Origin of the sequence: Flavobacterium aestivum (genome assembly GCF_026870175.2) — a bacterium.
Lineage (GTDB): Bacteria > Bacteroidota > Bacteroidia > Flavobacteriales > Flavobacteriaceae > Flavobacterium > Flavobacterium aestivum.
Genome location: NZ_CP113977.2, coordinates 2,145,474 through 2,166,549 on the forward strand (window position 1 = coordinate 2,145,474; position 21,076 = coordinate 2,166,549).

The following is a 21,076-nucleotide window of genomic DNA, read 5'->3' on the forward strand; positions in this document are numbered from 1 at the left end:
TTTTCTATTTTTTAATTGTTGATAATAAGTTGTCAAGTTGATTAAATTGAATTTCCCATATTTTTCTAAACTGTTCAAGCCAATTGTCTATATCTTTCATTTTGTCTACCTCAAGCTTGTAATATATCTCTCTGCCTCGTTGTTCTTGTTTTATTAAATCACATTCTGTGAGTATTTTTAAATGTTTAGAAACAGCTTGTCGGCTTGTGTCAAAGTGTTCTGCTATAGCATTGGGTGTCATTGCTTGCATAGCAATAAGTGTAATAATTGCTCTTCTTGTGGGGTCTGCAATTGCTTGAAAAATGTCTCGTCTTATTTCCATTTTAATTATGCGCTACTATATGGTTGCAAATATACATGCAATTATTTGGTTGCGCAATTATTTTTGCCAATTTTTTTAGTCAAAAAGAAAATAATGTAAAAGTTTGTATTTGTAGAGTGCTGTTAGACAGTTGTTTTAAGCGTTCTAGGCTTTATGAAGATGGGAGATTTCTGTTGTAGATGTTTACAAATATACCGAAATGATTTAAAGAAAAAGTTGAAAAATAGGGGAGAAGTGTAAACACCGACTCTTCCCGATATACATTAAAGTCTCATTTGTTCACAACTGCTATTTACAGTTTCGTTTAACTTAATGTCTTCTTTTATATTTTATTTTTCATGAATATCTGATAAAATATTATCATCAATGGAATCCAGCAAACAAATGGAATTAAACTCCATTTTATTTTTGATTTTTTAAGTGCATCTGAAAACCAAATATGGTATAATCCTGGAAGTATCAAAATAAAGCTTAAAAGAAAAAACCATGGATTGATTAAAATAAAAAAGCCAATTGACAATAATATTTTTCCGTATTTGAATGATCCTTTCATTTTTAGTTTTTACTATTTTTTTAAGAGCAATTTGAGTTCTTTTTTACAATTTTTGAAAGTCTAACGTTTACGTCCAGCTGACTTTATTAAGTTTGGGATAAGTTTGCCAAAACTAACGATTAAAGATAAACTTTAAATTAAACCCAAAAGCTACAATAGTGTAAGATCTAGTATTTGTAGTTGTTTTATTTTGAGTATTTTGATTTTAATTTACGGTCAATTATCCACATTAGTATTCCATATACAAGCATTAAGATTGGTAATGTAAATACAAAAAGAAATACATATCCGTGTTTTGAATTTGCTTGCCCCAAAGTAAAATCAATCAATGAATAGGAGATGAAATATATAACATAGTACAATATTGGAATTATTAATACACCTAAAGATAAAATTGACTTGTATTTTAAATTCTTTTGTTTGTGTTTTTCTATTAATAATTTTCGATGATAGACAAACATTACTACCAAGAATAGGATTGATATTCCAAAAGGTTGAAGTATTAGTAATAGGTCTGAAAGAATAGTTGTTTTCTTGGTAATCTCTAACTCAATAGTATCTTTCTTGATGTTTTTTATTACCCAATGTGCAGTATCATTTTTAATCTCTGGCTGGCCAATATTTGATGATGCAACTTCTAAATTGTCACCCAATAACATTTCAATATTGATTATACCAAATGATTTCCAAAATTTTGAAGGATATAATGAATATTCTAGACGATAAGTTCTGATAAAACCTCGAGTATTATACTCTAAATCGGCATCATATTCTACATAGACAGTATTTTTTCCTTTATTTAATTTCGCTTCAAAATAAATTAAATCATCTTTATTTACAGACAGACTATCATTTTTAGAATAATAAATATTTAAGGCATCGCTTTTGCCGTAACCATTGATTTTTGATTCGTTATTATTTACGCGAACTGTTTTTTTATTGCTTAATCCTATACCAATAAATAGTAACGGATTTGTCTGATTTACTTCTGAATATATGGTGTATTTTATTTTATAGTTTGCAAAATATATATCGTCTTCTGACTTAGTTAATTTAATAAAAATATTTTCATTGATAACCTGACAATTTTTTGCACCATATAATGTCGAATGTTTAGAACCTTCAACCCAAGGTTGCGCCATATTTCCAAAAATCAATAATGGAAAAAATAATACAACTATAAATAATTTAATTTTCAATTGGGTAGTTTATAGACTAAATACTTTATAGAAAAGCAAAAGCAGTTATATAGTAAAACTGCTTTTGCGATTCATTGTTCTTCTTTCTTATGACGGTTATTTGGTTGGAATAAAATCGTTAAAGTCAAATCCTTGCAAATAAGAAATTTTCCAGTTGTCATTTTCCTTAATTGCTTTTACTTTATATTTAAAATTGTTGCCCCAAGTCCAGATAAAGGTTGCCGTTTTATTGTCTATTGTAACTTTATCTATTGTCATAGACTGCCAATAATTCTCTGGGTTGTCTTGACAATTACACCAAGGATTTGAGTCATCGCCAAATGGAGGAATTTCACCAACAAACCATTCAAGTTTTTTACTTTTTAGATCTTCGTCTATTGTCAATGCAATTTTATTGTAGTTGTCAAGAAATTGGTCGCTGAAAAAGTTGGTCTTTTTAAGTTCTGCCAGTCTTTGTTTGTGTTTATTTAGGTCAAGTCCAACATATATACTGTCTTGACTGTCTGCTGTTGGGTCAAAGTCGTTTTGCGAACTTTTGTTTTCGTGCCACTTATAAAGATTTCTTACAAGTTGTTGAAGATTTTCCTTGTCATTCGTTACTATTTCTGAAGGCTTATCAGTAGAAGGTTTATCAGTTGGAGATTGGTTAGTAGATGAAGTTGTTTTTTTGTCAGTTTGATTACAGCCGATGAGTAAAAGTCCAAGAATTAATGCTGTCAGTTTAATGTGTTTCATTTCTAAATTTTATTCGTTTGTTTATGCGTCTCTTTATGATGACCGCTAACGTTTCATCAGCTTTGTGAAGCTAGGAACGTTTCGCCCAAAAGTATAAATTAAAGAGAAAGTTTACAAACAGGAAATCATCATAATTTTAAGACTTAAAGTCCAAATTTTGGAAAACCGACTAGATAGTAGTTATTTTTTGTTGAACTCAATGTTTTTGACGGTACCTTCAGCTGATAAATCAAATTTTATCACATTATTTTCTTTGTTTCTTCCAAAGTGATAAAGAACTCTTTGTCCATTTCCAAATTCATCTTTTTGACCTAACGCTAGTTTTATCTTATCATGTTTTGGATAATTTACAAACAAACTACCGTCTTGAATATAGATTTCATATTCAACTGAAAGTTCAGAAGAATAATAACGACCAATGTAATCAGTTAAATTGACAGTTTGTGGATCAATAAATGTAGCTCGGGAGAAATAAAAAGGAGTGCCTCCGAAATAGACAATTAAATCAGTCTTGGTATTATTAGTTGGCATAAAATCATAGGATACATTAGGGTTATTCATCCGAATAAATTTCCCTTTGTTTGTTGCGAGTAAAAAAATTGGTTTTTTCCCTTGGCTACTAAGCGATTGTAGTGTGTCATTTTTCAATAAAATCTCCATTTTCATGTCACTATTTTGTTCTTTATATTGACCAACAAATTTTTGTAAATCATTTATTTTGTGATGATACGCAATAGATGATTTAGAGGTGTCTCTATTTTGATCTGGTAGAAATAAATCTAAAATTTTGTATGAAATAGGAGTAGGATCAATAGCCTCTAGATTGGTCAGTATGATAATTGCTAATTTAAGATTTGGAATCGCTATGATTTGAGATTGACCACCAAGACCATAGCCACTGTGATGTATGGTTTTTATATTCTTGTATTCATCAACCATAACGCCACGTGCATATTTGGGAATTTCTCCAGAGGGCAAGGTTTCAACGGTGATAAGAAAGTTTGTTAAATCAATATAAGATGAATTTAATCCGTTTAAGACATCACTCCATTTAGCTAAATCTTCAATTGAAGAGCCTACACTTCCTGCGCCATAAGTTATTTGATTACTTGATAAGTGTACATAATTTTTATCCTTATTCTGAACATATCCTAAAGCTTTGTTGGGGATAAGAGTAGTTGTGTCTACCCGGTAAAAGGTATGATTCATACCCAATGGTGTGAAAATTTTTTCCTTTGCATACTGGTTCAGGTTTTTGCCGGTTATACGTTCAATTACAATTGCTAAGAGTGTGTAGGCAGTATTTCCGTATATGACTTTTTCGCTAGGGATATTATTCAATTCTTTTTGTTGACAAGCTAATTTGAGTATTGTATTATTATCATGAAACTCACTATCATAATCAAAACCAGCCAACTCCATTATCGCTTGATAATTCCTTATACCACTTGTATGATTCAACATGTGTCTTATTCTGATGGTTTTTCCATATGAAGGAAATTCAGGAATATACTTTCTAATGTCATCGTCCAAATCAATTTTACCTTCTTTAATCAAACTCCAGATACAAGCAGCAGTGAATTGTTTTGCAATTGAAGCAATTCCAAAAATACTACTGTTGGAGTTTTTTATTTGGTTATCAATATTGGCAAATCCGATACCTTTTGAATAGATCAGCTTCCCATTTTCTACAATTCCAATACTAAAGCCGGGTGCATTTGGCTTATCAAAATTCTGAAGTATGGAATCTACTTTTGTAAATTCCCTGGTTCTTTGTGCAAAAGATGAATGAAATAGTAATGTTGCTAAAAGGATGTTGAATATTTTCATGTTTTTCTCAATAATTACTATTAATGTCCCGCCGGTTTATTCCCGTAGTGGCTTTTTTATTGATTTAGAATAAATATAGCAAAAAGTTCAGTTTAGGCTTGAAAAAACTAAACTGGCCATGCATCAAACCATTTTTGCCCTTTCGGATTGATTTCTGAGCAATATCTTTAAGTCATCTCAACCCCATATCGTATTGCCTCTTCGAGTATATCAATATTTATCTCTTTCAATGTTTTGAACTTAATGCAATATCCGCTTACACTCGCTTTGCCAAGTTTTTCTCCATAAGTTTCGGATAAGTATTTCTTGTTTTCAATACCGAGGATATAGACTGAGATTCCGGTTTGGTTTGCGCTGATACCAATTTGATAAAACTCTCTGGTTTTTCCATCTGCATATTTTATGGTGCGAAGTCCATAGCCTATATTGGGATTCGAAACAATTTTATTTTCACTGTTTTTGCCATCCAAAAACCATAATTTACCTTCTGGCAACACTTGAAGTATGAGCCTGTGTAAATCTTGCATATCACTACGCTTTGGTTCAGGTTGGCTAGTGATATACTCTTTGATTTGTTCTTCTACGTTCATAAAATATATAATGAATGGTTGTATAATTTTTTCATTTTCAAAACTCATTTTGAAAATGAAACTATAATATCAAAACTAAATTTCTCTTGAAAACGATACTTCAAAAAAAAAACGGTCACCTAACGTTTTTATTACTTGGTGATGTGACGGATTAAGGAAGCTAAAATTTCGGTTAAGCACTGCTTTGTAAGTATAAAACCAACCTTTAATTAAGTCTGAATCTCGTCATATTGCCAAACTGCAGTTTCAGCCGTTTTTTTATTTAAGGTTTAATCTTTCTATTTTATTTCCGATTGTAAACTCTTTCATTTCGCTTTCTAAAGTGTTAAATTCTTCTTTAAGAACTCTTTTAGTAATTTGTCCATTTTTCAATAAAAATATTTCATCGCAAGTGTCATTTAATGTCGAAAAAATATGAGAAGAAATTATAATTAATTTTTCCATCTCTTTCAATTTTTGAATTATTTCGGTAATTATTATATTACTATGAATATCAACACCATTAAAGGGCTCGTCTAAAATGAATAATTTATTTTCTTGTAATAATATTGCAGTAAATGCGAGTTTTTTTCTCATTCCTGTTGAGTATTTTATCGCATATTCATTCAAGGGTAAATTAAAAATATTTTTTTCTGTTAAATCGGTATAGCTTACATTTCTAGCATTGCATAATAATTTTATGTATTCATTACCAGTTATTTTTGAAAAAAAATAAGGTTCTGTTTGTAGATAGCCTAGAAAATCTTTAGTTTTTCCATATTCACAATTTATTGTTCCTTCATGTTTTTCTAATCCGGCAATACATTTGAACAAAGTAGTTTTTCCCGCTCCATTTTCGCCAACAATTCCATAAACTTTACCTTTTTCAAGTTTTAAGTTTATTTTCTCTAATACTATTTTAGTACCATATGATTTAGACAAGTTTTCAATGCTAATCATTGTAATATTTCTTTTAATTTTTTCGTTGATTGGATGTATAAATAAGGTATAATTAGCAATAATAATGGCGGAAGCCATAATGTTAGAGTAAGTATAATTCCAAATCTAATATTTAATTTTTCAGGAAATATTGAATATTTAGCTAACATTGTTGTGAAAATAAACAAATATCCTAAACATTGAAAACCTAATAGTATATCAATTTTTGTGTAGAAAAATAAAGACAAACTTATAATTATCGGTAAGCACAAAATTGTTGAATATTGTATAATGTTTTTTAATTTATATCTTATGAATTCTTTTGGACTCAATGAAAATATCCAAACATAAAATTCATCTTCTGAATTTGTATAATAATTAAGACATGAAAGTAAAGTCAGAATTAATGAAAAAATTCCCAGATTAAAATTATCAACACTAATCGATATGAATGTCAAAAAGTAAGTAAATAAGTAGATAAAATAATTTGTCCTAAAACCTACTATAAACTCAAAAGGATACTTATAAAAAGGAGTTGGTAATGTAAAACTTGAATTGTTTTTTAAATATATTAGAGAAAAGAGACAAACCGAAATTGTGAGTAAAATTGAACTTAAATATTTTTCTTGAAATATTAAAAAGATTATAAACGCTATTGAAACAATTAGGTTTTCGATTACTCTTAATTTATAATATTCAATTTTTGAGTAGCATAGCTTCAAAAAATCGTTTCTATTGGCTTCATTCAATTTTAGTATTAAGCTTAAAGCTAATACAATATAGATGTATTCAGCAAATTGAGTTTTTTCAAATAATTTAATTGAAATGCCAATGAAAGCAAAAAGACCAAAAAGGTATCCAATTATAGGTTCAATTCCCCATTTGGTTAATTGTCTGTTTAGCATTTTAAATTGTAAAATAAAATATTCTATCATTATTTTGGTGTGCTAAAATGGATTGTAACGGTTCTTGGTCTGACGCAAAGGGAGGCTTTTATTAGAAATATAAAGTGCGAAAAACAAAACCCCGTCTAACGCAAAATCCTTGCTCTGTGTTGTATTTTTAGGTTAGTCTTAATGGATCATTTTGTTTTGCTCTTGATAAGGATTCCAGTATAAAAGTTTCGATATTTTGAAAAATATCACCAACATATCCTGCTTGATCTGTATCCCAATATAAAATTTCTCCTTTACTATCTTTATCAATGTTCAGTAATGCCCAGCAACCATCTTGTCCATCGCCTGCCATTACTGGAATAAATTTTGAAAAATCTAGTCCATCTTCTTCTAATATTTCCTTTCTTAAGCCCTTAGTGAAGTCCATTTCTTCTTGTACTAATTCATACTGTTCAATAATTTCAGTAGGAGAGAGCATTCTAGTTTTATAGCAATCATATGTGAACTCTGATAACCCGAATAATTTCAAAGTTTCTAAATATGAAATTGGTAGATATTCAAATTTGTCCAATAATAAATGAATTTCTTTATTAGTTGGAGCTTCTCTGATAACAACAATTTCATTACTATCTTCAGATTGATTCCAATTCTGAGTCAAAGCCCATTTTTTGTAATTTTCTAATTCAATTTTGAGATGGTTCATACATTATACATTTTATAAAACTACAATCGTTCAGCTAATATAGCACACAAAGTCTCGTAGGCTTCGCTAAGTTTTGGCAACGTTTTACCCAAATGTATAAATTAAAGAGAAAGTTTACAAATGCAAAATTGTCATGGTTTCATTTCCGCGCAATCGGGTTTCGTTGTTTTTTAAAAATAGTAATCCTTTATAAACTCAAAAACGATGAAATAATAAATACGATTGTTGTATATATGAATATACGTTCTACTTTTTTGATTAGATATTTTCGTGAAATCAAGCTTAGTAAAGCTGTGCTTAATATAGTTGCAATTGCAATAATAGAAAAGCCTTGTATCAGGTCAAAATGGTAGTATGCTAAATAAAAATTAATGAATCCCAAAAAGATCAAACAAATACTAAAGGTTACATTAAATCCTATCCAGGCTTTCCAAAGTATTGCTTTTGGATCAACCTCAATAGTTGAAACTTTCATTTCTTCTAATAGCTGCTTATTTGTTGGGTGTAGTAAACTTGAATATAATGCTCCTCTGAAATGAGCAATTCCAATGAATAGGGGTATTGTCGAACCAATTTCCCATAAAATTTTTGCTGTCATAATGTTACTTTTTAAAATCTATTCCAGTTATTTAATGATGAATAAAATCAGAATAAGAGCAAGAGGAACAAAAGGTAATAGAAAAATAATTAGACTGATGGGTATCCAAAAGTATAGCGTGTTATCATTTTGGGGTTTGTTACTTACATATGATTTTAGGTCACATACTGATAAGTTTAGTAATTCCATTTTTGATAAACCACTAGTAAAGGCATTTTTCATGGTTTGCCCTTGTCGAAAAGATTTTAATACTGTTTTTGGGTAAATTAATACACCCAAACCCATTGCCCACAATGCAAGAAACCAAATCATGTATATATTGCCCCATCCGCCCGATGCAATTTCCCATGCAGAAACGGCACTTTCGCCCTTCCATGTTGTATCGTTATCTGTTAGTACATGATTTATATCGTGTAGATAGACATTTTTATTTCTGCTGTCTAAATTTATCATTGGAAGACTTAAAAAACCGAACTTCATCCAAGTAATTCGTTTATTCGCTCCACCATCATCTCCAAAATTATTTTCGCTGTAAAATTCTTGGATGGCTTCACCAACAGTTTTGATTTGTGTAATTTGCTTCATCTTTTTGATATGTTTTAAAGTAAAATTACCTTACAGCGAATTATTTACACTGAACTTGGGTTAATTAATTCGTTTGCGAATACGACTTAAAGCTTGTGGTGTAATACCCAAGTATGAAGCAATGTGTTTTAACTGTATTTGTTGTAAAAGACTAGGATTTTCTTTTATTAAGGATAAGTAACGTTGTTCGGCAGTTTGAGTTAAAAAACTTCTTTCTCTTTTTGCCTTTCTTAAGTACAGTTGCTCCATTAATAGCCTACCAATACGGTCGCCTCTTTTTGTGTTATTAAGTATGTTTTGTAGGTTTTCATAGCTTATTTGCCACAACTTGATGTCAGTAAGTGATTCAATGAAACAAAACGAAGGGGTTTTGGTCAGAAAAGAGGAGACTTCACCCAAAAACCAATTTTCAAAAGTAAATAATAAACAGATTTCCTTGCCATTGGAATCTAAGTAATAATAGCGAGCAGATCCCATTTCTATAAAGCTTAAGTATTTTTCAACCTCCCCTTGGTGTAGTATTATGCTATTTTTTTTAAATTCTTTAAATGTTGCTAGTGATGAAACGTACTTTAATTCATCATCACTAATGTCAAAGTGATTTTTAAAAAACTTAATAAAATTGTCCATAATTAGTACGTCTAGTTACAATGACTGCTAACGGTTTAATGCTTGGTATTCAGGCAGGATTTTTACCACAAATATAAAATAAGAAGCCTATATTTCAAAGCTAGAAAAACCTTTTATACAAAGAACAAAATCCAGCTTGATGCCAAACCTTTGTTGTTGGTTTGTTGTTTTTGGTCAGTCTTTTTGTTGCAAGGCTAGTAAAACATTCTTTGGTTCTACTCGTTTTTTGTAGTCACCACCTTCGCTGTCGGCAAAAAGAATTTCTTTGTTTTGTCCAATTACAAAAACTGCAGGAATTGGTACTTCGCCTGTTTCTTCATTGTTGTATTCATTCAAATCAACGCCTATATTTTTTAATGCTTTGTCTGAACTGCCTTCATATTTCAAAATGCCTGTATATTGTCTTGCAACTTTGTTTCCAATATCACTAAGCACCTGAAATTTCAAGTTTAATTTTTCTTCTGTGCTTAATGATTTATCTGGAATTTGCGGCGAAACAGCAACTAATGTCGCACCAGTTTTTTCAAAGTCGGGTAAAAGATTTTGAAATTCACGTAACCACAAGTTGCAAAACGGACACCAACCGCCTCTGTAAAAAATCAGAACTACTTTTTGATTTTGTAAAATGTCATCCAATTTTACGCTGTTACCAATAGCATTTGGAATTTCAAAAGTTGGTGCGGTGTCGCCAACTTTTACTTTCAATTCAGAACTATATTTTTTCCCAAATTGGAATGAATCGTAAATTACTTTTACCAAACTAAAAAAGTAATAGCTCTTAGGTAAAATTTTAATTGCTTTAAAACCCAAAAAGGGATTTAGAAAAAAGCGATTGAAATAAGAAATGTTTTTTGTTGCCATATTTGCAAATTTGATGATGCAAAATTGCAATGCTTTTTTACGATGGAATAGAAACAAAAAGTCATTCTATGGTAAATTTCAGACACTAGACGTTTTGAAGACCAAAGGTGTAACACCAACTTCTTTCTTAAACACTTTGTTGAAATATGAATTATCCGTAAAACCGACTTCGTATCCAATTTCTGAAACGCTTTTGTCAGTTACTGTGAGCAATCTTTTGGCTTCTAAAATTATTCGGCTTCTAAGTATTTCGTTTGGTGTTTTTCCAGAACTTTCTTTTATTATTCTGTTTAGATGTCGTGGTGTTATGTTCAAAATATTAGCATAGTCGTCTATACTTTTTTCTTCCTTGTAATGTAGTTCTACCAACCGTTTGAACTGTTTGTAAACTGTTAGTGAATGTTTTGGAACGGTTTTAAGTAAATCTTTATCAACTTGTCTTTGTAATTGTAAAAATAACGTTAGTAGCAAAGATTGAAAAATAAGGTCGTGTTGTGCTGTGTTTTGGTTGTATTCGCTAGCAATTAAATCTATCGTTTGACGAATAATCTTAAATGTTTCTGCATTTAGTTCGAGTTGTGGATTTCCAAAAGCATTGTCTATAAAAGTAAGTTCTAGTAATGTGTTTTGGTTGTCCTGAAGCAAAGAGAAAAAATCGGAAGAAAGCAATATTGCACCGCCTGAAAAGTCTTCTGAAGTTTTAAATTCGTTTTCGTGAACTTGCCCCGGACAAACAAAAAATAAGCTGTTTTTTTTCAGGTTATAGGTTTGTTTGTCTAACGTTTGTGTGCAAAAACCGCTGTCGACCCAACCGATAATGTAAAATGAATGTTTATGATAATATTCAATGTCATTTGTATCAATTTGACTGAATAAGGATTGCAGTTCATCAAAATTCAACAAAGCAAATTCAAACTTCTTGTTAGCCGTTCCAAATAATCGCCCAATATCATAATGTTGAATTTTGCTTTTCATTTTCTGTCAGTAGTATCGTCCTCTGTAATGACTGCAAAACAGCTGTTGTGCGTTTGTTTTTTTATCACTATAATTTGTACTTTTTTGAATTTGATTTAATCACTAAATAGGGTATGCCAATCAAAAGTGCAACAAAAAAAGCAATGTTTTCAATATTTGGATCTTTGAGTTTATTAGCAATAAAATATCCCGCAATCATAACTAAAGCCATTCCAAACATTACATTTCTGAACAGGGTTGCGATTCCTTCAATATCAAATTTATCTTTTTCTTCTTTTGACATTGTATTGTATCCAGCAATTAAAAAATACATTTTTCCGTATTTAATTAATATTCCAAGTATTATAAAAAGAATTGCTACACCGATCATATGTTTCTATTTTTTTTAGTTTAGCCAAAGGGCTTGTCTAAGGAGGGGAAATCAAAATACAAATGCTCTACTTTTACTAAACCTATGTTGTGGTTGTTTTTCTTTCTAGCTTTCGTTTTATTTTGGGGTAGTTATTGGATATAGATGTCTAAATGAATTTGAAACTGCTTGGTGCATAATTGTGGCGTGATTTTCTTGTGGTAAATAGTCGAAAAAGACTTTTACATTTTTGTTTTTTGCGTCTTTTATTTTTTCTGTTAATACGTTTGCATCAACTTCCATAACTCTTGGAATTACAGTTGGTGTAAGCCCTTCTTTTCCAACCCCAATATAAATGTCTGTTTGTTGATTAAAATTCTCTGACAATAAATTTGAGTTTAGATTTAATAGCGAACCATTGTCCCACCACAAACTAGGACTAATGATTATGTACTTGTTGAAAAGTGTTGGTTTCTTTAATAGAACTTCTGTTGCAAATAATCCTCCTAAAGATTGCCCGATTATGGTTTTGTCTTTATTCGTTTTATATTTTGTTTCGATGTATGGTTGTAACTCTTTTTCGATAAATGAAATGAATTTGTCGGAATGTCCAGTCGTTGGATAAGTCTTTTTGTCTTCTTGGATTGTTGTTGGAAAAGTATAATCTCTTCTTCTGTCTACGGTAGCAATACCCACTACAATAGACTTTGGGACCTGGTTTATCCATTCAAAACTATTGAACTGAACAAGCCCAACAATATGTACAAAATCTTCATCTGCAGAACCGTCAAGTAAATAAATTACAGGATATTTTATTGTGTCGTTTGGGTTGTAACCTTCTGGAAGATAAATATTCAAAACTCTCTTTTCTGAAAGTTCTTTGGATTGAATTTCGTCAATTATTCCAAGTACAAAAGGTTTTGTAGTTTCTGTTTGTGTCGCTTTAATTTTCTGTCCGAAAGTTAAAGTTGTCGAAAAAGCCAATATAAATATTAGAAATGCATTTCTCATTTTCGGTTAGTTTCCTGTTTGTTATGGGTCGAAGCAATGAGCGCCAACGATAGGCGGCTTGCATCTAATGATGTGAATATCGTTAAACTATGACAAATATAAACCAAACTTTCAGTTATTAGAGAGTATTTTCTTAAAGAATCAAAGAATTATATCATTGTTGCAAACCGCATTTATCTGCTTTATTTTTGGATCATTATTTTGTTTATTTTTTCAAGAATGTTATTTGCAGATTCATTATTAAGCCAATCAATAATTCTTATATTTTTGAAACCTTTTTGAATAATAATCGAATAGTTTGAATTTGAAAATAAATAATTTATGCGGATGTAATATTTAGTTTTCTCAATTCCTAAATCTAAAATACTGATTTTTTCAATTTCAGATTTTAGATATTCTTTAGGTTTATTAAAAAGTTTGTTTTTATTAGTGACTTTTATTTTTTCGGGTGAAATTTCTAAAATCACTTTACCAAAAGTATTCCATAACCAAATGTAAAGGATGAAAATAAAAAATCCTAGAAATGGAATTAATGAAAAAATATAATTTAATGCAGAAAATATATAAGTATTTTGCACTGAGGCAAAGGGAAGAAGAACAAACATTATAAAAATCAAAATTAAAAGTCCAAAAGGAAATATTATGGCTATAATCCAATTCGGTTTGTTTTTAATTGTTATAATTTCGATCATTTAGTTTTATGCACTTTTTGGGTATTAATGGGAAGATAACAAATTAGTTTTTTTGAACTGGAGGAAATCAAGGTACTTTATCCTCATTTTGGAAACTCATATGTGGCGTTGTGCTTTTCTTCTTTTCGTTTAGCCATTAATTTTTATTTCGCCAGTCTTGTACAAATTTATTGTTTTTTGTAGAATATTCTTTATTGTCTGTAGGGGTAAATCTTCATTTGGGTCAAGTAGCATAATTTTCATTCTGCTTCGGTTTTCCTGAATTAAAAATGGGTCGTCAAACCGTTTTCCCTCTACAATTCCAATGTAAGATAATTTGTGTTTTTTATGAATCCACAAATAGCAAAACATTTTTCCTTTGTAGCAGAAAAACGGCATTCCGTATTTCAAAACGTTTGTAATGTCAGCGTCTTGTGAAAGGATAATTTCTCTCAATGGAAGCAAGCAACTTTTTATAGGCTCGTTTTGTTGTTGGTAAAAATTATCTATTTCTTTCATCTTTATTTTACAGCTATAAATATATCAACTTCTGCGTTTTTCGGGTTTTGAGCTTTTTCACCATACACTTCAAAGTCGGCTGTATAGGTTCTGTCTAAATCTGAATTCCAAATTTTTGTCCATTCGTCAAAAACCATTCCTTGAAAAATATCTCCTTTGGCTACAAATTTTTCATACTCAGCTTCTTCAAAAGTTTTACCCACCATTCCGTTCGGAATATTGCTGAGGTTTTCAACTTTGCAACCTAAAATAGTAGTGTAAGGCTTTGTATGGTCCTTTTCGTAGTCAGTATAAACACAGAAAAGAGTATCGTCAAATTTGTTGGGGATTTTTTCTGTGATTCCTTCGGCCATAAATTTATTCCAAAGCGCAGGAATGTCTTGTCCAGCTTGTCCGTTTTCGTTTGTTGTGCGTACTGAAATACCGATAACGCAAAATGATTTTATTTTTTGGATGCCCATTTTTATGATTTTTTATTGTTAAGCCGCAAAGCTAAAATGGGCTTGCGACAACCCTATGTCATGGGTGCTGAAAAATATTTTGCTCTACAGATTTCAAAATATTCCGGGAGCGTAAGTTTATGGGGTTCGAATTTTTCGTTGAGAACATTTAAGTTTTGAATTCTGTCTAAACGAAATGATCTAAAGTCCTTTCGCAAATGACAAAAAGCAATAAGCAACCAATTTTCTTGTGTGCTGTAAAGGGCAAAAGGTTCAATGGTTCTTTCTGTTGTTTGGTCAGTATCCGTTGAGTGATATTTTACTTTTATGAGATTAAGATTTGTCAAAGCCAATTGCAAAACCGATAAATAATTACTGGTTCTGTCGTTGTCTGCGTTATACCTAAAAACTATGCGACTAGAAAGCAAGTTCACTTTGTCTTTGGTGTTGCTTCTTAAAACAGATTTTATTTTACTGATGGCTTCAGAATATTCTTTTACAAATGATGCGTCTTTGTTTTTTAGTATGAGTTGTTCGGCAGTAATTAATGCGTTGGCTTCGCTTTCTGTAAACATTATTGGCGGAATTCTGTAACCATCCATTAAAGTATAGCCTTTGCCATCTTCTGTCAAAATAGGAACACCAGCTTGTTCCAATGCTTTTATGTCCCGATAAATTGTCCTGTTACTTACTGAAAATTTGTTTGCCAATTCCGAAGCTGTCAAAAGTCGTTTCGTTTGCAATTGGGTCAGGATTGCAGTTAGTCGTGAAAGTCGTTTTGTGTCATTGTTGTTCATTGGTCAAAGGTTGGAATTTTGTGTTAAACGAAGGAGAGTATTATGCCTAAAGTTTAGCAGTTTTGCGTCAGTAGCAAGTTTTTAAATATTTAGTTTTAAAGGTAAACAAAATTTCAGCTTAGTAATTTATGGTTAAGAAAATAGGAGTGAGCTATTTAGTCTAACTACTGTTGTGAGTCTTTTATTTGGGTTTCCAATCAGAATTAAACTTTCTGAATTCTTTAAATATTATTCCGCTGTCAATAGTAAAAATGTTGCCTCTATTTCTTGAATTCATATTGTCTAAAATTAATATAAACGAAATAAGAAGTTCAATATTGGCATCACAATCAAGAGTTAGATTATAGTTGTCACCAACAAGAATTGTGACAGCATCTTTTATGCATAATCCAATTTGTACATCATTTTTGTATATTGACATTTTTCTCTTTTTATGTGAATAAATTTCGTAAATGTCATTTCCCAAAATGCATTGGAAATGAGTTCTCCAAGCAGACATAGTTTTAAATTTTATCCGGCGAGCGTCAGGTAATTCAATTTCATAGTCAGGAATGAAAAAATAAAATGATTTGAAAATATTGATACGTTTAATTAAATTTTTTTTGAGATATAAATGAAGAATGTTTCTCGTAAAGAAATCCGTTTCTGCATAATATTTTTCGTTTTTTTCTACGCAAATCTTGTATTGACTTCCAAACGAAACTTTTTGTTGTTTAATGTTGATTTTCAAATGTTGGGATTAAATGGCTCATGACTTTTGACGGTTTAGCGTCATTAGCGGGGTTTTTAATATTTAGCTCTAAAGGTAAACAAAATTTCAGCTTAGTAATTTATGGTTAAGAAAATAAGGGTGAGCTATTGCAGGGATTCTAAAAACCATCCACAAAAACAGTCTTCACAATACCCTATTTGACAATATAGATACAATATTGGTAAAGTGAATAAAAGGAAAAAAGGTAAATTAGTCAAAGCAATATTAAACTGTTTTTTTCGGATTCTATATGCAGAATCAATGGTTAATCCGATGAACATCGCACAGAGAATAAAAAACAACAAAAATGCAATTCCTAAACCTGCATCAACTGGATGTTCTCTTTCACGATTTGCTTTAAAAGACATTTGTGCAAAAAAATATAACCCTACAAGTGGAATGGATAAAATTAAAAATCTAGCAAAAAAATGAACTAAAGTCTGTTTGTTTTTTGTCATGGATTAATATTGGTTTGTATTGACTAGCGGTTTTCGGTTTGGTGAAGGCAGGGCGTTCGAGGCACTATTGCTTGGCTAATATACAAAGTTTAATAAAAGCACAAAAGCTGAAGTTTGCACTTCAGCCCTGCTTTTTCCTAAACCGATGTTGTATGTCTTTGTTATTCTGCTTTTTCTGCAAAACCGAGTATATAGCCATTAAGGTCTTTTACATAAAACTCCTTCATTCCATACCAAGTTGTTTTTAGGTCGGTTAATTCAAGGTTTTTATTTTTTAAGTTTTCGTGAAATTCCTTTATTCCTTCAATGTCCATATAAAAAGATACCGTTGCTCCTATTGGTAGGTTCTTTGAAAAGATCACATCGTTTTTGAATGTGTCAGATCGTTGAAACATAAATTCAAGACTGTCTTTCTGCATCATTGCATAAACATATTCTTTGCTGTCATCAAAAGTTTGCTCAATCCCGTCTTGGCTTTCAGGAACTGCCATCACTAATTTGAAGCCAAAATTTTCTGTATAAAATGCAACAGTTTGTTTTATGTTATTTACTTCAAAGTTTGGTGCTAGTTTTGTTACTTTCATTTTGTAAATATTTAAAATTGAGTTACAAAATTACTTTGGCTCTGCAACTGATAATTGTAAAAATCGGTCGTTTTTGTTCTTGTGTAGCTCTTTGGGTGTTGCACCTGTGTATTTTTTTACTTCCTTAATAAAATGAGCTTGGTCAAAGAAGTTGGTTTGTGGCGATAAGTTGCCATTAGAAATGTCTTTGTATGTAGCATTACAGCGGACTATTTTTAGGAACTCTTTTAATGAAAACCCAAATTGTTGATTAAAATAGCGATTAATTTGTCTGCTGCTCCAAAATACCTTTTCAGAAAGTTCACTAACTGTTTCTGCTTGGCCTTGGTATATGAACTCAAAAAGTTTCAGTTTCCTGTTGTCAATCTCTTTCAAATGCTTAATTGAGTTGTCAATTCTGTTTGTTATGTCAGCAACGAATCTTTCAAACTCATAGCTTTGATAAGTGTCTATGTTCCAAAAGTTAAAAGGTAAATTTTGAACTGTGTCCAAAATTGATTTTATTTCTTTTTGAAATAAATATTCTGTCGCCAAGAGTTTGAAACGAATGGCAAAAATTTTAGTTTTTTTAGGAATAGTTATGTCTTTTGGTTTAGTCCAAACGCCTGTAAGTTTTACAGTTGTAAGTATGTCGTTGTCAAATTCCGCAATTAGGTCAAAGTAACCGTCGGGTAAAATTGTATGTAGTATTTCTGTATCAGCGTTTTCGTATTCCCAAAAACATTGCACAAAATTATCGATATATCCATTCGGTTTATGTTCTTTATATTTCATTGTAGGGTTTCACTAAAATGGTATACAACGGTTTGAGTATTACCGAAGACATATAAATTGAAGTACTTCAGTATAGCTAAAGTACAAAAGCCAATAGAAGTGCACAAGTTCAGTTTTGCAATTCGATCTCGCTTTTGGTATTACCTCATTAGAGGTTTGGGCTTCTCGTTAGCCTTTGATTGTCGAAAGATACGTCCAAAAAATGAATAGGATTTGTAATGGTATTCTAAACCACAAATACGCTAAACCATTACCGTTAAAAGTCCCTTTTTGGTAGTCAATATGTTTTATGGCTGCGTAGATGTTTGCGGGAAGTAGGAGTATGAAAAATACGATTAGTAACCAAGCTGTAATTACTCTGAAACTAGATATAAAAAGTCCGATAGCTGCGGCAATTTCAATAATGCCCGTTAAGTAAACGGTTTCGGTTTTGTATGGAATAAAATCGGGTATCATCATTGTCATACCTTTGGTAAATGCGAAGTGTGCAATTGCTGTAAACACGAGCATTACCGACATTGCTATTCTACCTGACAAAGCAAATTCATAATTGTCAAGAAATATTTTAGTAACTAATAACGAAATAGCAAATACGCTGAGTAAAATGATTAATGGTTTCATCTTTTTTTTCTGTAAAGGTCGTGTGTTGCTTTAAGCAAAACAATGAACCCAAGTTAAGAAATGCGTTTTCGTATCCTGCTCAATGCCTGTGGAGTAATACCAATATAAGAGGCAATATGTTTTAATGCAATTTGTTTTATGAGTTTAGGTTGTTCGGTAAATAAATTAAGGTAACGTTGTTCGGCAGTTTCGTTTAGTAACGAAAGTTCTCTTTTTGATTTTTTCAGAAACAAATCTTCACTTGCTTGTCGTCCTATTGCATTTCCAATTTCTGTTTCATGGTAAATTGCTTGAAGATCTTTATATGTTAGTTGCCAAAGTGTCGTAGTTGTCAAAGTTTCTATGTGATAAGTAGATGGTATTTGAGTCAAAAATGAATCATAGCCGCTTACGAAACCATTGTCAAACGCAAAAGCAAATGTTAGGTCGTTTTCTTCCTTTGGAATATAGATACGTATAATGCCAGTTTCAACAAATGAAAGGTGATTTTCTACTTGTCCGGCTTTTAGTAGAAAGTGATTTTTAGGAAATTCCTGTTTTGTAAGTTTTGAGGAGAAAATCTGCCAGTCCTGCTCAGTCAGTTTAAATGTCTGTTCAAAATATTTTCGGATTTGTTCCATTGTTCATTTTTATCAAAAATACAAAACAAACTTTACATTTAATCAAAACCCGCAAAGACGCGAAGGCGCAAAGAAAACAGTTCTAAACTTTGCGCCTTCGCGTCTTTTCGAGAGACTAAAAATGTTACTTTAATTTATAATTAAACCCGTTGGGTGAAATTGGCAAAAACGTCAGTTCGAGTGTTTTTTGTGCAATGAAATGAAACAAAAAATGTATCGAGAACCAGTTTTTGGTACTAAATTTTCTAGTTCTCGATACGATTTTTTTTCAAAAATCACTCGAACTGACGAAAATTTAGTACCAAAAACTAATTATACCCAACGGGTTAATTAATTGTAAAACAGTAAATTGGTTTAAAATTTCAAAAGCCAAATCAAGAAAAAACAGTAACTTTAATTTATGAAAAAACATCACAATATTATTATTGCCGGGGCCGGCGGAATTGCCGAAGCGGTTGGTTTGTTATTGACTGAATGGAGCGACGTGATTCCTAGCCTTTTTATTGGAAATAGAACGCAAGATAAAGCCAAAAAAGTAGCTGAATGGATTACTGCAGGTACAACGAAACCCTGCAACATTCAAGATTTTCATCTCGCCGAGGAAGGTATTACTCCAGAAATGAAAGCAATATTCCAGAAAGCAGATATTCTTCTCGATTGCCTTCCCGGTAGTCAAGCTCCAAGAATGGCTCAGTTCGCTAAAGATTATCAGATGCATTACGCTAACCTCACCGAATATGTTGCTGAAACCGATGAAATAATGGCATTAGCCAAAGATGCTCAAACTGGTTTTCTGCTCCAGACCGGTCTGGCACCTGGTTATATAGACTTGCTTGCCAATGGGCTTTTTCAGCAGTTTTGCAATGATTTTGGAGTCGATCAAGTAGACAAGTTAGAACTTAAAGTTGGTGCCTTAACCATTCATGCCGTTGCACCACATTATTATGGATTTACCTGGAGCCCTGTCGGTGTAGCAACCGAATACCTAAAAGACGCCATCGTGCTGCGGGATTCAAAAAAAACTGCTCTGCCTTCACTATCGGAAAGAGCTACTATTATTATTGATGGCATTGCTTATGAAGAGGATCTTACCTCTGGTGGAGCCGCTGATTTGCCCGATGCCTTATCAGGAAAAGTAAGTACGCTAGATTACAAAACCTTGCGTCATCCGGGGCATTATGCTTGGGTTCAAGAGCAACTTACTACTTTAGGGAATACTCCTGACACAATTAAAAGCCTACAAGAAAAAATGGAGGCTGTAATACCTCACAATGAGGATGACCAAATTGTCTTGTATGCGGCAGTTGAGGGTAAAGATGCGACAGGAATTTTGCGCAGAAGGGAGATTGCAAAGCGTATTTTTTCTCAAAAAGTAGGAAAGCATCAATTGAGAGCCATTCAAACCACTACGGCTGCACCTTTAGTACAAGCAGCGCAACTCCTGCTCGAAACTCCCCATAGTGGGGTTGTCCTCCAAAGCCAAATAGATCCAATGCTTTTTTTAAACGGAAATTATATCCTACCTGTTTACGGAAAAGTGTAAATAGGTACCCCAAATCGACAACTGTCGAACAGAAAAGACATATCAGCGTGATCGGGAATGTTTTGCTGAATAGAAATGCTGTGGTGCATAATTTTAAATTTTTAGCTGAAATTTCTCTAACAAATGTGTATTTTTGTTTAAGTCATGGCAGATACCCAACAGTCTCAGTCATAGCAACCAATTGAGATTGTATCACACAATGCCTCATTGCTGTTTTACCAATAAAAAATTTTGCACCGTTTTTAACACCTTTGAATTATGAGTACTACTACAAAACCAAAACATATAGGGCGTAACATTAGCCGAATTAGAGAATTGCGCGAAATGAAACAGGAAGCATTGGCAGTAGCTTTAGGTGTAAGCCAGCAAACATAGCAAGTTCAATGAATTATCAACCAAGTTTCAATCCACTTGATAAAATAGTGGAACTTTCCGAACGTTTAGTTCAAGCCGAAAAAGAAAAAGTAGAATACTTAGAAAAGCTGTTAAAAAAATAACGAGATATATTAGTATAAAAAAAGAGAGACTTGTTGTCTCTCTTTT

The 21,076-nt window shown here is 31.7% G+C and carries 25 protein-coding genes and 1 pseudogene; 2 read left to right on the top strand and 24 right to left on the bottom strand.

Features of this window, described 5'->3' with window-relative positions; translation table 11 throughout:
• Positions 1-4: 4 nt before the first annotated feature.
• The 24 genes from OZP08_RS09245 to OZP08_RS09360 all read right to left on the bottom strand — a co-directional run bounded on the left by OZP08_RS09245 (position 5) and on the right by OZP08_RS09360 (position 18,990).
• Positions 5-316, bottom strand: a complete 312-nt coding sequence (locus OZP08_RS09245; protein ID WP_268849477.1) for an ArsR/SmtB family transcription factor — start codon at positions 314-316, stop codon at positions 5-7.
• A 744-nt stretch (positions 317-1,060) separates the two neighbouring features.
• Complete coding sequence (locus OZP08_RS09250) at positions 1,061-2,074, bottom strand: hypothetical protein (RefSeq protein WP_268849342.1); 1,014 nt, start codon at positions 2,072-2,074, stop codon at positions 1,061-1,063.
• Between the two features lie 96 nt (positions 2,075-2,170).
• Positions 2,171-2,809, bottom strand: coding sequence for a hypothetical protein (locus OZP08_RS09255; RefSeq protein WP_268849343.1), 639 nt, complete (start codon positions 2,807-2,809; stop codon positions 2,171-2,173).
• A 180-nt stretch (positions 2,810-2,989) separates the two neighbouring features.
• On the bottom strand, positions 2,990-4,639 hold the full coding sequence (locus tag OZP08_RS09260; protein WP_268849344.1) for a serine hydrolase domain-containing protein: 1,650 nt from the start codon (positions 4,637-4,639) through the stop codon (positions 2,990-2,992).
• A 167-nt stretch (positions 4,640-4,806) separates the two neighbouring features.
• Positions 4,807-5,277 carry a DUF1801 domain-containing protein gene (locus tag OZP08_RS09265; RefSeq protein WP_281323551.1) on the bottom strand — a complete coding sequence of 157 codons (471 nt, stop codon included), beginning with the start codon at positions 5,275-5,277 and terminating at the stop codon, positions 4,807-4,809.
• A gap of 210 nt (positions 5,278-5,487) precedes the next feature.
• A complete protein-coding gene (locus OZP08_RS09270) occupies positions 5,488-6,246 on the bottom strand; it encodes an ABC transporter ATP-binding protein (protein WP_281323552.1) in 759 nt (252 codons plus the stop codon).
• A gap of 963 nt (positions 6,247-7,209) precedes the next feature.
• Complete coding sequence (locus tag OZP08_RS09275) at positions 7,210-7,746, bottom strand: hypothetical protein (protein WP_268849348.1); 537 nt, start codon at positions 7,744-7,746, stop codon at positions 7,210-7,212.
• A gap of 187 nt (positions 7,747-7,933) precedes the next feature.
• On the bottom strand, positions 7,934-8,344 hold the full coding sequence (locus tag OZP08_RS09280) for an LIC_13387 family protein (protein ID WP_281323553.1): 411 nt from the start codon (positions 8,342-8,344) through the stop codon (positions 7,934-7,936).
• Positions 8,345-8,371: 27 nt separating this feature from the next.
• Entirely contained in the window at positions 8,372-8,929 is a 558-nt protein-coding gene (locus OZP08_RS09285; protein ID WP_268849350.1) for a hypothetical protein, read from the bottom strand.
• 60 nt (positions 8,930-8,989) lie between these two features.
• Entirely contained in the window at positions 8,990-9,559 is a 570-nt protein-coding gene (locus OZP08_RS09290; protein ID WP_268849351.1) for a Crp/Fnr family transcriptional regulator, read from the bottom strand.
• A 174-nt stretch (positions 9,560-9,733) separates the two neighbouring features.
• The gene (locus OZP08_RS09295) at positions 9,734-10,420 is read right to left on the bottom strand and encodes a peroxiredoxin-like family protein (protein WP_268849352.1); all 687 of its coding nucleotides are present in this window, start codon (positions 10,418-10,420) and stop codon (positions 9,734-9,736) included.
• 78 nt (positions 10,421-10,498) lie between these two features.
• Positions 10,499-11,395 carry an AraC family transcriptional regulator gene (locus OZP08_RS09300; RefSeq protein WP_281323554.1) on the bottom strand — a complete coding sequence of 299 codons (897 nt, stop codon included), beginning with the start codon at positions 11,393-11,395 and terminating at the stop codon, positions 10,499-10,501.
• A 67-nt stretch (positions 11,396-11,462) separates the two neighbouring features.
• Positions 11,463-11,708: a DUF3784 domain-containing protein gene (locus tag OZP08_RS09305; protein ID WP_281323555.1), complete on the bottom strand. Its 246-nt coding sequence runs from the start codon at positions 11,706-11,708 to the stop codon at positions 11,463-11,465.
• A 174-nt stretch (positions 11,709-11,882) separates the two neighbouring features.
• Positions 11,883-12,755: an alpha/beta hydrolase gene (locus OZP08_RS09310; protein WP_268849357.1), complete on the bottom strand. Its 873-nt coding sequence runs from the start codon at positions 12,753-12,755 to the stop codon at positions 11,883-11,885.
• Between the two features lie 182 nt (positions 12,756-12,937).
• Positions 12,938-13,447 (bottom strand): hypothetical protein, encoded by a 510-nt coding sequence (locus OZP08_RS09315; RefSeq protein ID WP_268849358.1) that lies wholly within the window; start codon positions 13,445-13,447, stop codon positions 12,938-12,940.
• Between the two features lie 129 nt (positions 13,448-13,576).
• Positions 13,577-13,945, bottom strand: coding sequence for a DUF1801 domain-containing protein (locus OZP08_RS09320; protein ID WP_268849359.1), 369 nt, complete (start codon positions 13,943-13,945; stop codon positions 13,577-13,579).
• A 2-nt stretch (positions 13,946-13,947) separates the two neighbouring features.
• On the bottom strand, positions 13,948-14,406 hold the full coding sequence (locus OZP08_RS09325; protein ID WP_268849360.1) for a GyrI-like domain-containing protein: 459 nt from the start codon (positions 14,404-14,406) through the stop codon (positions 13,948-13,950).
• Between the two features lie 53 nt (positions 14,407-14,459).
• On the bottom strand, positions 14,460-15,182 hold the full coding sequence (locus OZP08_RS09330; RefSeq protein ID WP_268849361.1) for a helix-turn-helix transcriptional regulator: 723 nt from the start codon (positions 15,180-15,182) through the stop codon (positions 14,460-14,462).
• 181 nt (positions 15,183-15,363) lie between these two features.
• Positions 15,364-15,603 carry a hypothetical protein gene (locus OZP08_RS09335; protein WP_268849362.1) on the bottom strand — a complete coding sequence of 80 codons (240 nt, stop codon included), beginning with the start codon at positions 15,601-15,603 and terminating at the stop codon, positions 15,364-15,366.
• Between the two features lie 434 nt (positions 15,604-16,037).
• Entirely contained in the window at positions 16,038-16,391 is a 354-nt protein-coding gene (locus OZP08_RS09340) for a hypothetical protein (RefSeq protein WP_268849363.1), read from the bottom strand.
• A 161-nt stretch (positions 16,392-16,552) separates the two neighbouring features.
• Positions 16,553-16,975 (bottom strand): VOC family protein, encoded by a 423-nt coding sequence (locus OZP08_RS09345; RefSeq protein WP_268849364.1) that lies wholly within the window; start codon positions 16,973-16,975, stop codon positions 16,553-16,555.
• A 30-nt stretch (positions 16,976-17,005) separates the two neighbouring features.
• On the bottom strand, positions 17,006-17,749 hold the full coding sequence (locus OZP08_RS09350; protein WP_268849365.1) for a helix-turn-helix domain-containing protein: 744 nt from the start codon (positions 17,747-17,749) through the stop codon (positions 17,006-17,008).
• A 168-nt stretch (positions 17,750-17,917) separates the two neighbouring features.
• Complete coding sequence (locus OZP08_RS09355; RefSeq protein ID WP_268849366.1) at positions 17,918-18,370, bottom strand: DoxX family protein; 453 nt, start codon at positions 18,368-18,370, stop codon at positions 17,918-17,920.
• A gap of 53 nt (positions 18,371-18,423) precedes the next feature.
• The gene (locus OZP08_RS09360) at positions 18,424-18,990 is read right to left on the bottom strand and encodes a Crp/Fnr family transcriptional regulator (RefSeq protein ID WP_268849367.1); all 567 of its coding nucleotides are present in this window, start codon (positions 18,988-18,990) and stop codon (positions 18,424-18,426) included.
• A gap of 400 nt (positions 18,991-19,390) precedes the next feature.
• Here OZP08_RS09360 and OZP08_RS09365 point away from each other — a divergent pair, with 400 nt between their 5' ends.
• Both OZP08_RS09365 and OZP08_RS09370 read left to right on the top strand, forming a co-directional pair.
• Positions 19,391-20,533, top strand: a complete 1,143-nt coding sequence (locus OZP08_RS09365) for a saccharopine dehydrogenase family protein (protein ID WP_268849368.1) — start codon at positions 19,391-19,393, stop codon at positions 20,531-20,533.
• 258 nt (positions 20,534-20,791) lie between these two features.
• Positions 20,792-21,030: pseudogene (locus OZP08_RS09370) on the top strand (hypothetical protein).
• The last annotated feature ends 46 nt before the right edge of the window (positions 21,031-21,076 follow it).

Coding starts and splice junctions, on each gene's coding strand:
- OZP08_RS09290 (WP_268849351.1), bottom strand. CDS start 9,559: ATGGACAATTTTATTAAGTTTTTTAAAAATCACTTTGACATTAGTGAT.
- OZP08_RS09350 (WP_268849365.1), bottom strand. CDS start 17,749: ATGAAATATAAAGAACATAAACCGAATGGATATATCGATAATTTTGTG.
- OZP08_RS09360 (WP_268849367.1), bottom strand. CDS start 18,990: ATGGAACAAATCCGAAAATATTTTGAACAGACATTTAAACTGACTGAG.
- OZP08_RS09365 (WP_268849368.1), top strand. CDS start 19,391: ATGAAAAAACATCACAATATTATTATTGCCGGGGCCGGCGGAATTGCC.
- OZP08_RS09330 (WP_268849361.1), bottom strand. CDS start 15,182: ATGAACAACAATGACACAAAACGACTTTCACGACTAACTGCAATCCTG.
- OZP08_RS09345 (WP_268849364.1), bottom strand. CDS start 16,975: ATGAAAGTAACAAAACTAGCACCAAACTTTGAAGTAAATAACATAAAA.
- OZP08_RS09300 (WP_281323554.1), bottom strand. CDS start 11,395: ATGAAAAGCAAAATTCAACATTATGATATTGGGCGATTATTTGGAACG.
- OZP08_RS09305 (WP_281323555.1), bottom strand. CDS start 11,708: ATGTATTTTTTAATTGCTGGATACAATACAATGTCAAAAGAAGAAAAA.
- OZP08_RS09355 (WP_268849366.1), bottom strand. CDS start 18,370: ATGAAACCATTAATCATTTTACTCAGCGTATTTGCTATTTCGTTATTA.
- OZP08_RS09280 (WP_281323553.1), bottom strand. CDS start 8,344: ATGACAGCAAAAATTTTATGGGAAATTGGTTCGACAATACCCCTATTC.
- OZP08_RS09270 (WP_281323552.1), bottom strand. CDS start 6,246: ATGGCTTCCGCCATTATTATTGCTAATTATACCTTATTTATACATCCA.
- OZP08_RS09320 (WP_268849359.1), bottom strand. CDS start 13,945: ATGAAAGAAATAGATAATTTTTACCAACAACAAAACGAGCCTATAAAA.
- OZP08_RS09255 (WP_268849343.1), bottom strand. CDS start 2,809: ATGAAACACATTAAACTGACAGCATTAATTCTTGGACTTTTACTCATC.
- OZP08_RS09285 (WP_268849350.1), bottom strand. CDS start 8,929: ATGAAGCAAATTACACAAATCAAAACTGTTGGTGAAGCCATCCAAGAA.
- OZP08_RS09340 (WP_268849363.1), bottom strand. CDS start 16,391: ATGACAAAAAACAAACAGACTTTAGTTCATTTTTTTGCTAGATTTTTA.
- OZP08_RS09295 (WP_268849352.1), bottom strand. CDS start 10,420: ATGGCAACAAAAAACATTTCTTATTTCAATCGCTTTTTTCTAAATCCC.
- OZP08_RS09265 (WP_281323551.1), bottom strand. CDS start 5,277: ATGAGTTTTGAAAATGAAAAAATTATACAACCATTCATTATATATTTT.
- OZP08_RS09260 (WP_268849344.1), bottom strand. CDS start 4,639: ATGAAAATATTCAACATCCTTTTAGCAACATTACTATTTCATTCATCT.
- OZP08_RS09325 (WP_268849360.1), bottom strand. CDS start 14,406: ATGGGCATCCAAAAAATAAAATCATTTTGCGTTATCGGTATTTCAGTA.
- OZP08_RS09275 (WP_268849348.1), bottom strand. CDS start 7,746: ATGAACCATCTCAAAATTGAATTAGAAAATTACAAAAAATGGGCTTTG.
- OZP08_RS09315 (WP_268849358.1), bottom strand. CDS start 13,447: ATGATCGAAATTATAACAATTAAAAACAAACCGAATTGGATTATAGCC.
- OZP08_RS09335 (WP_268849362.1), bottom strand. CDS start 15,603: ATGTCAATATACAAAAATGATGTACAAATTGGATTATGCATAAAAGAT.
- OZP08_RS09310 (WP_268849357.1), bottom strand. CDS start 12,755: ATGAGAAATGCATTTCTAATATTTATATTGGCTTTTTCGACAACTTTA.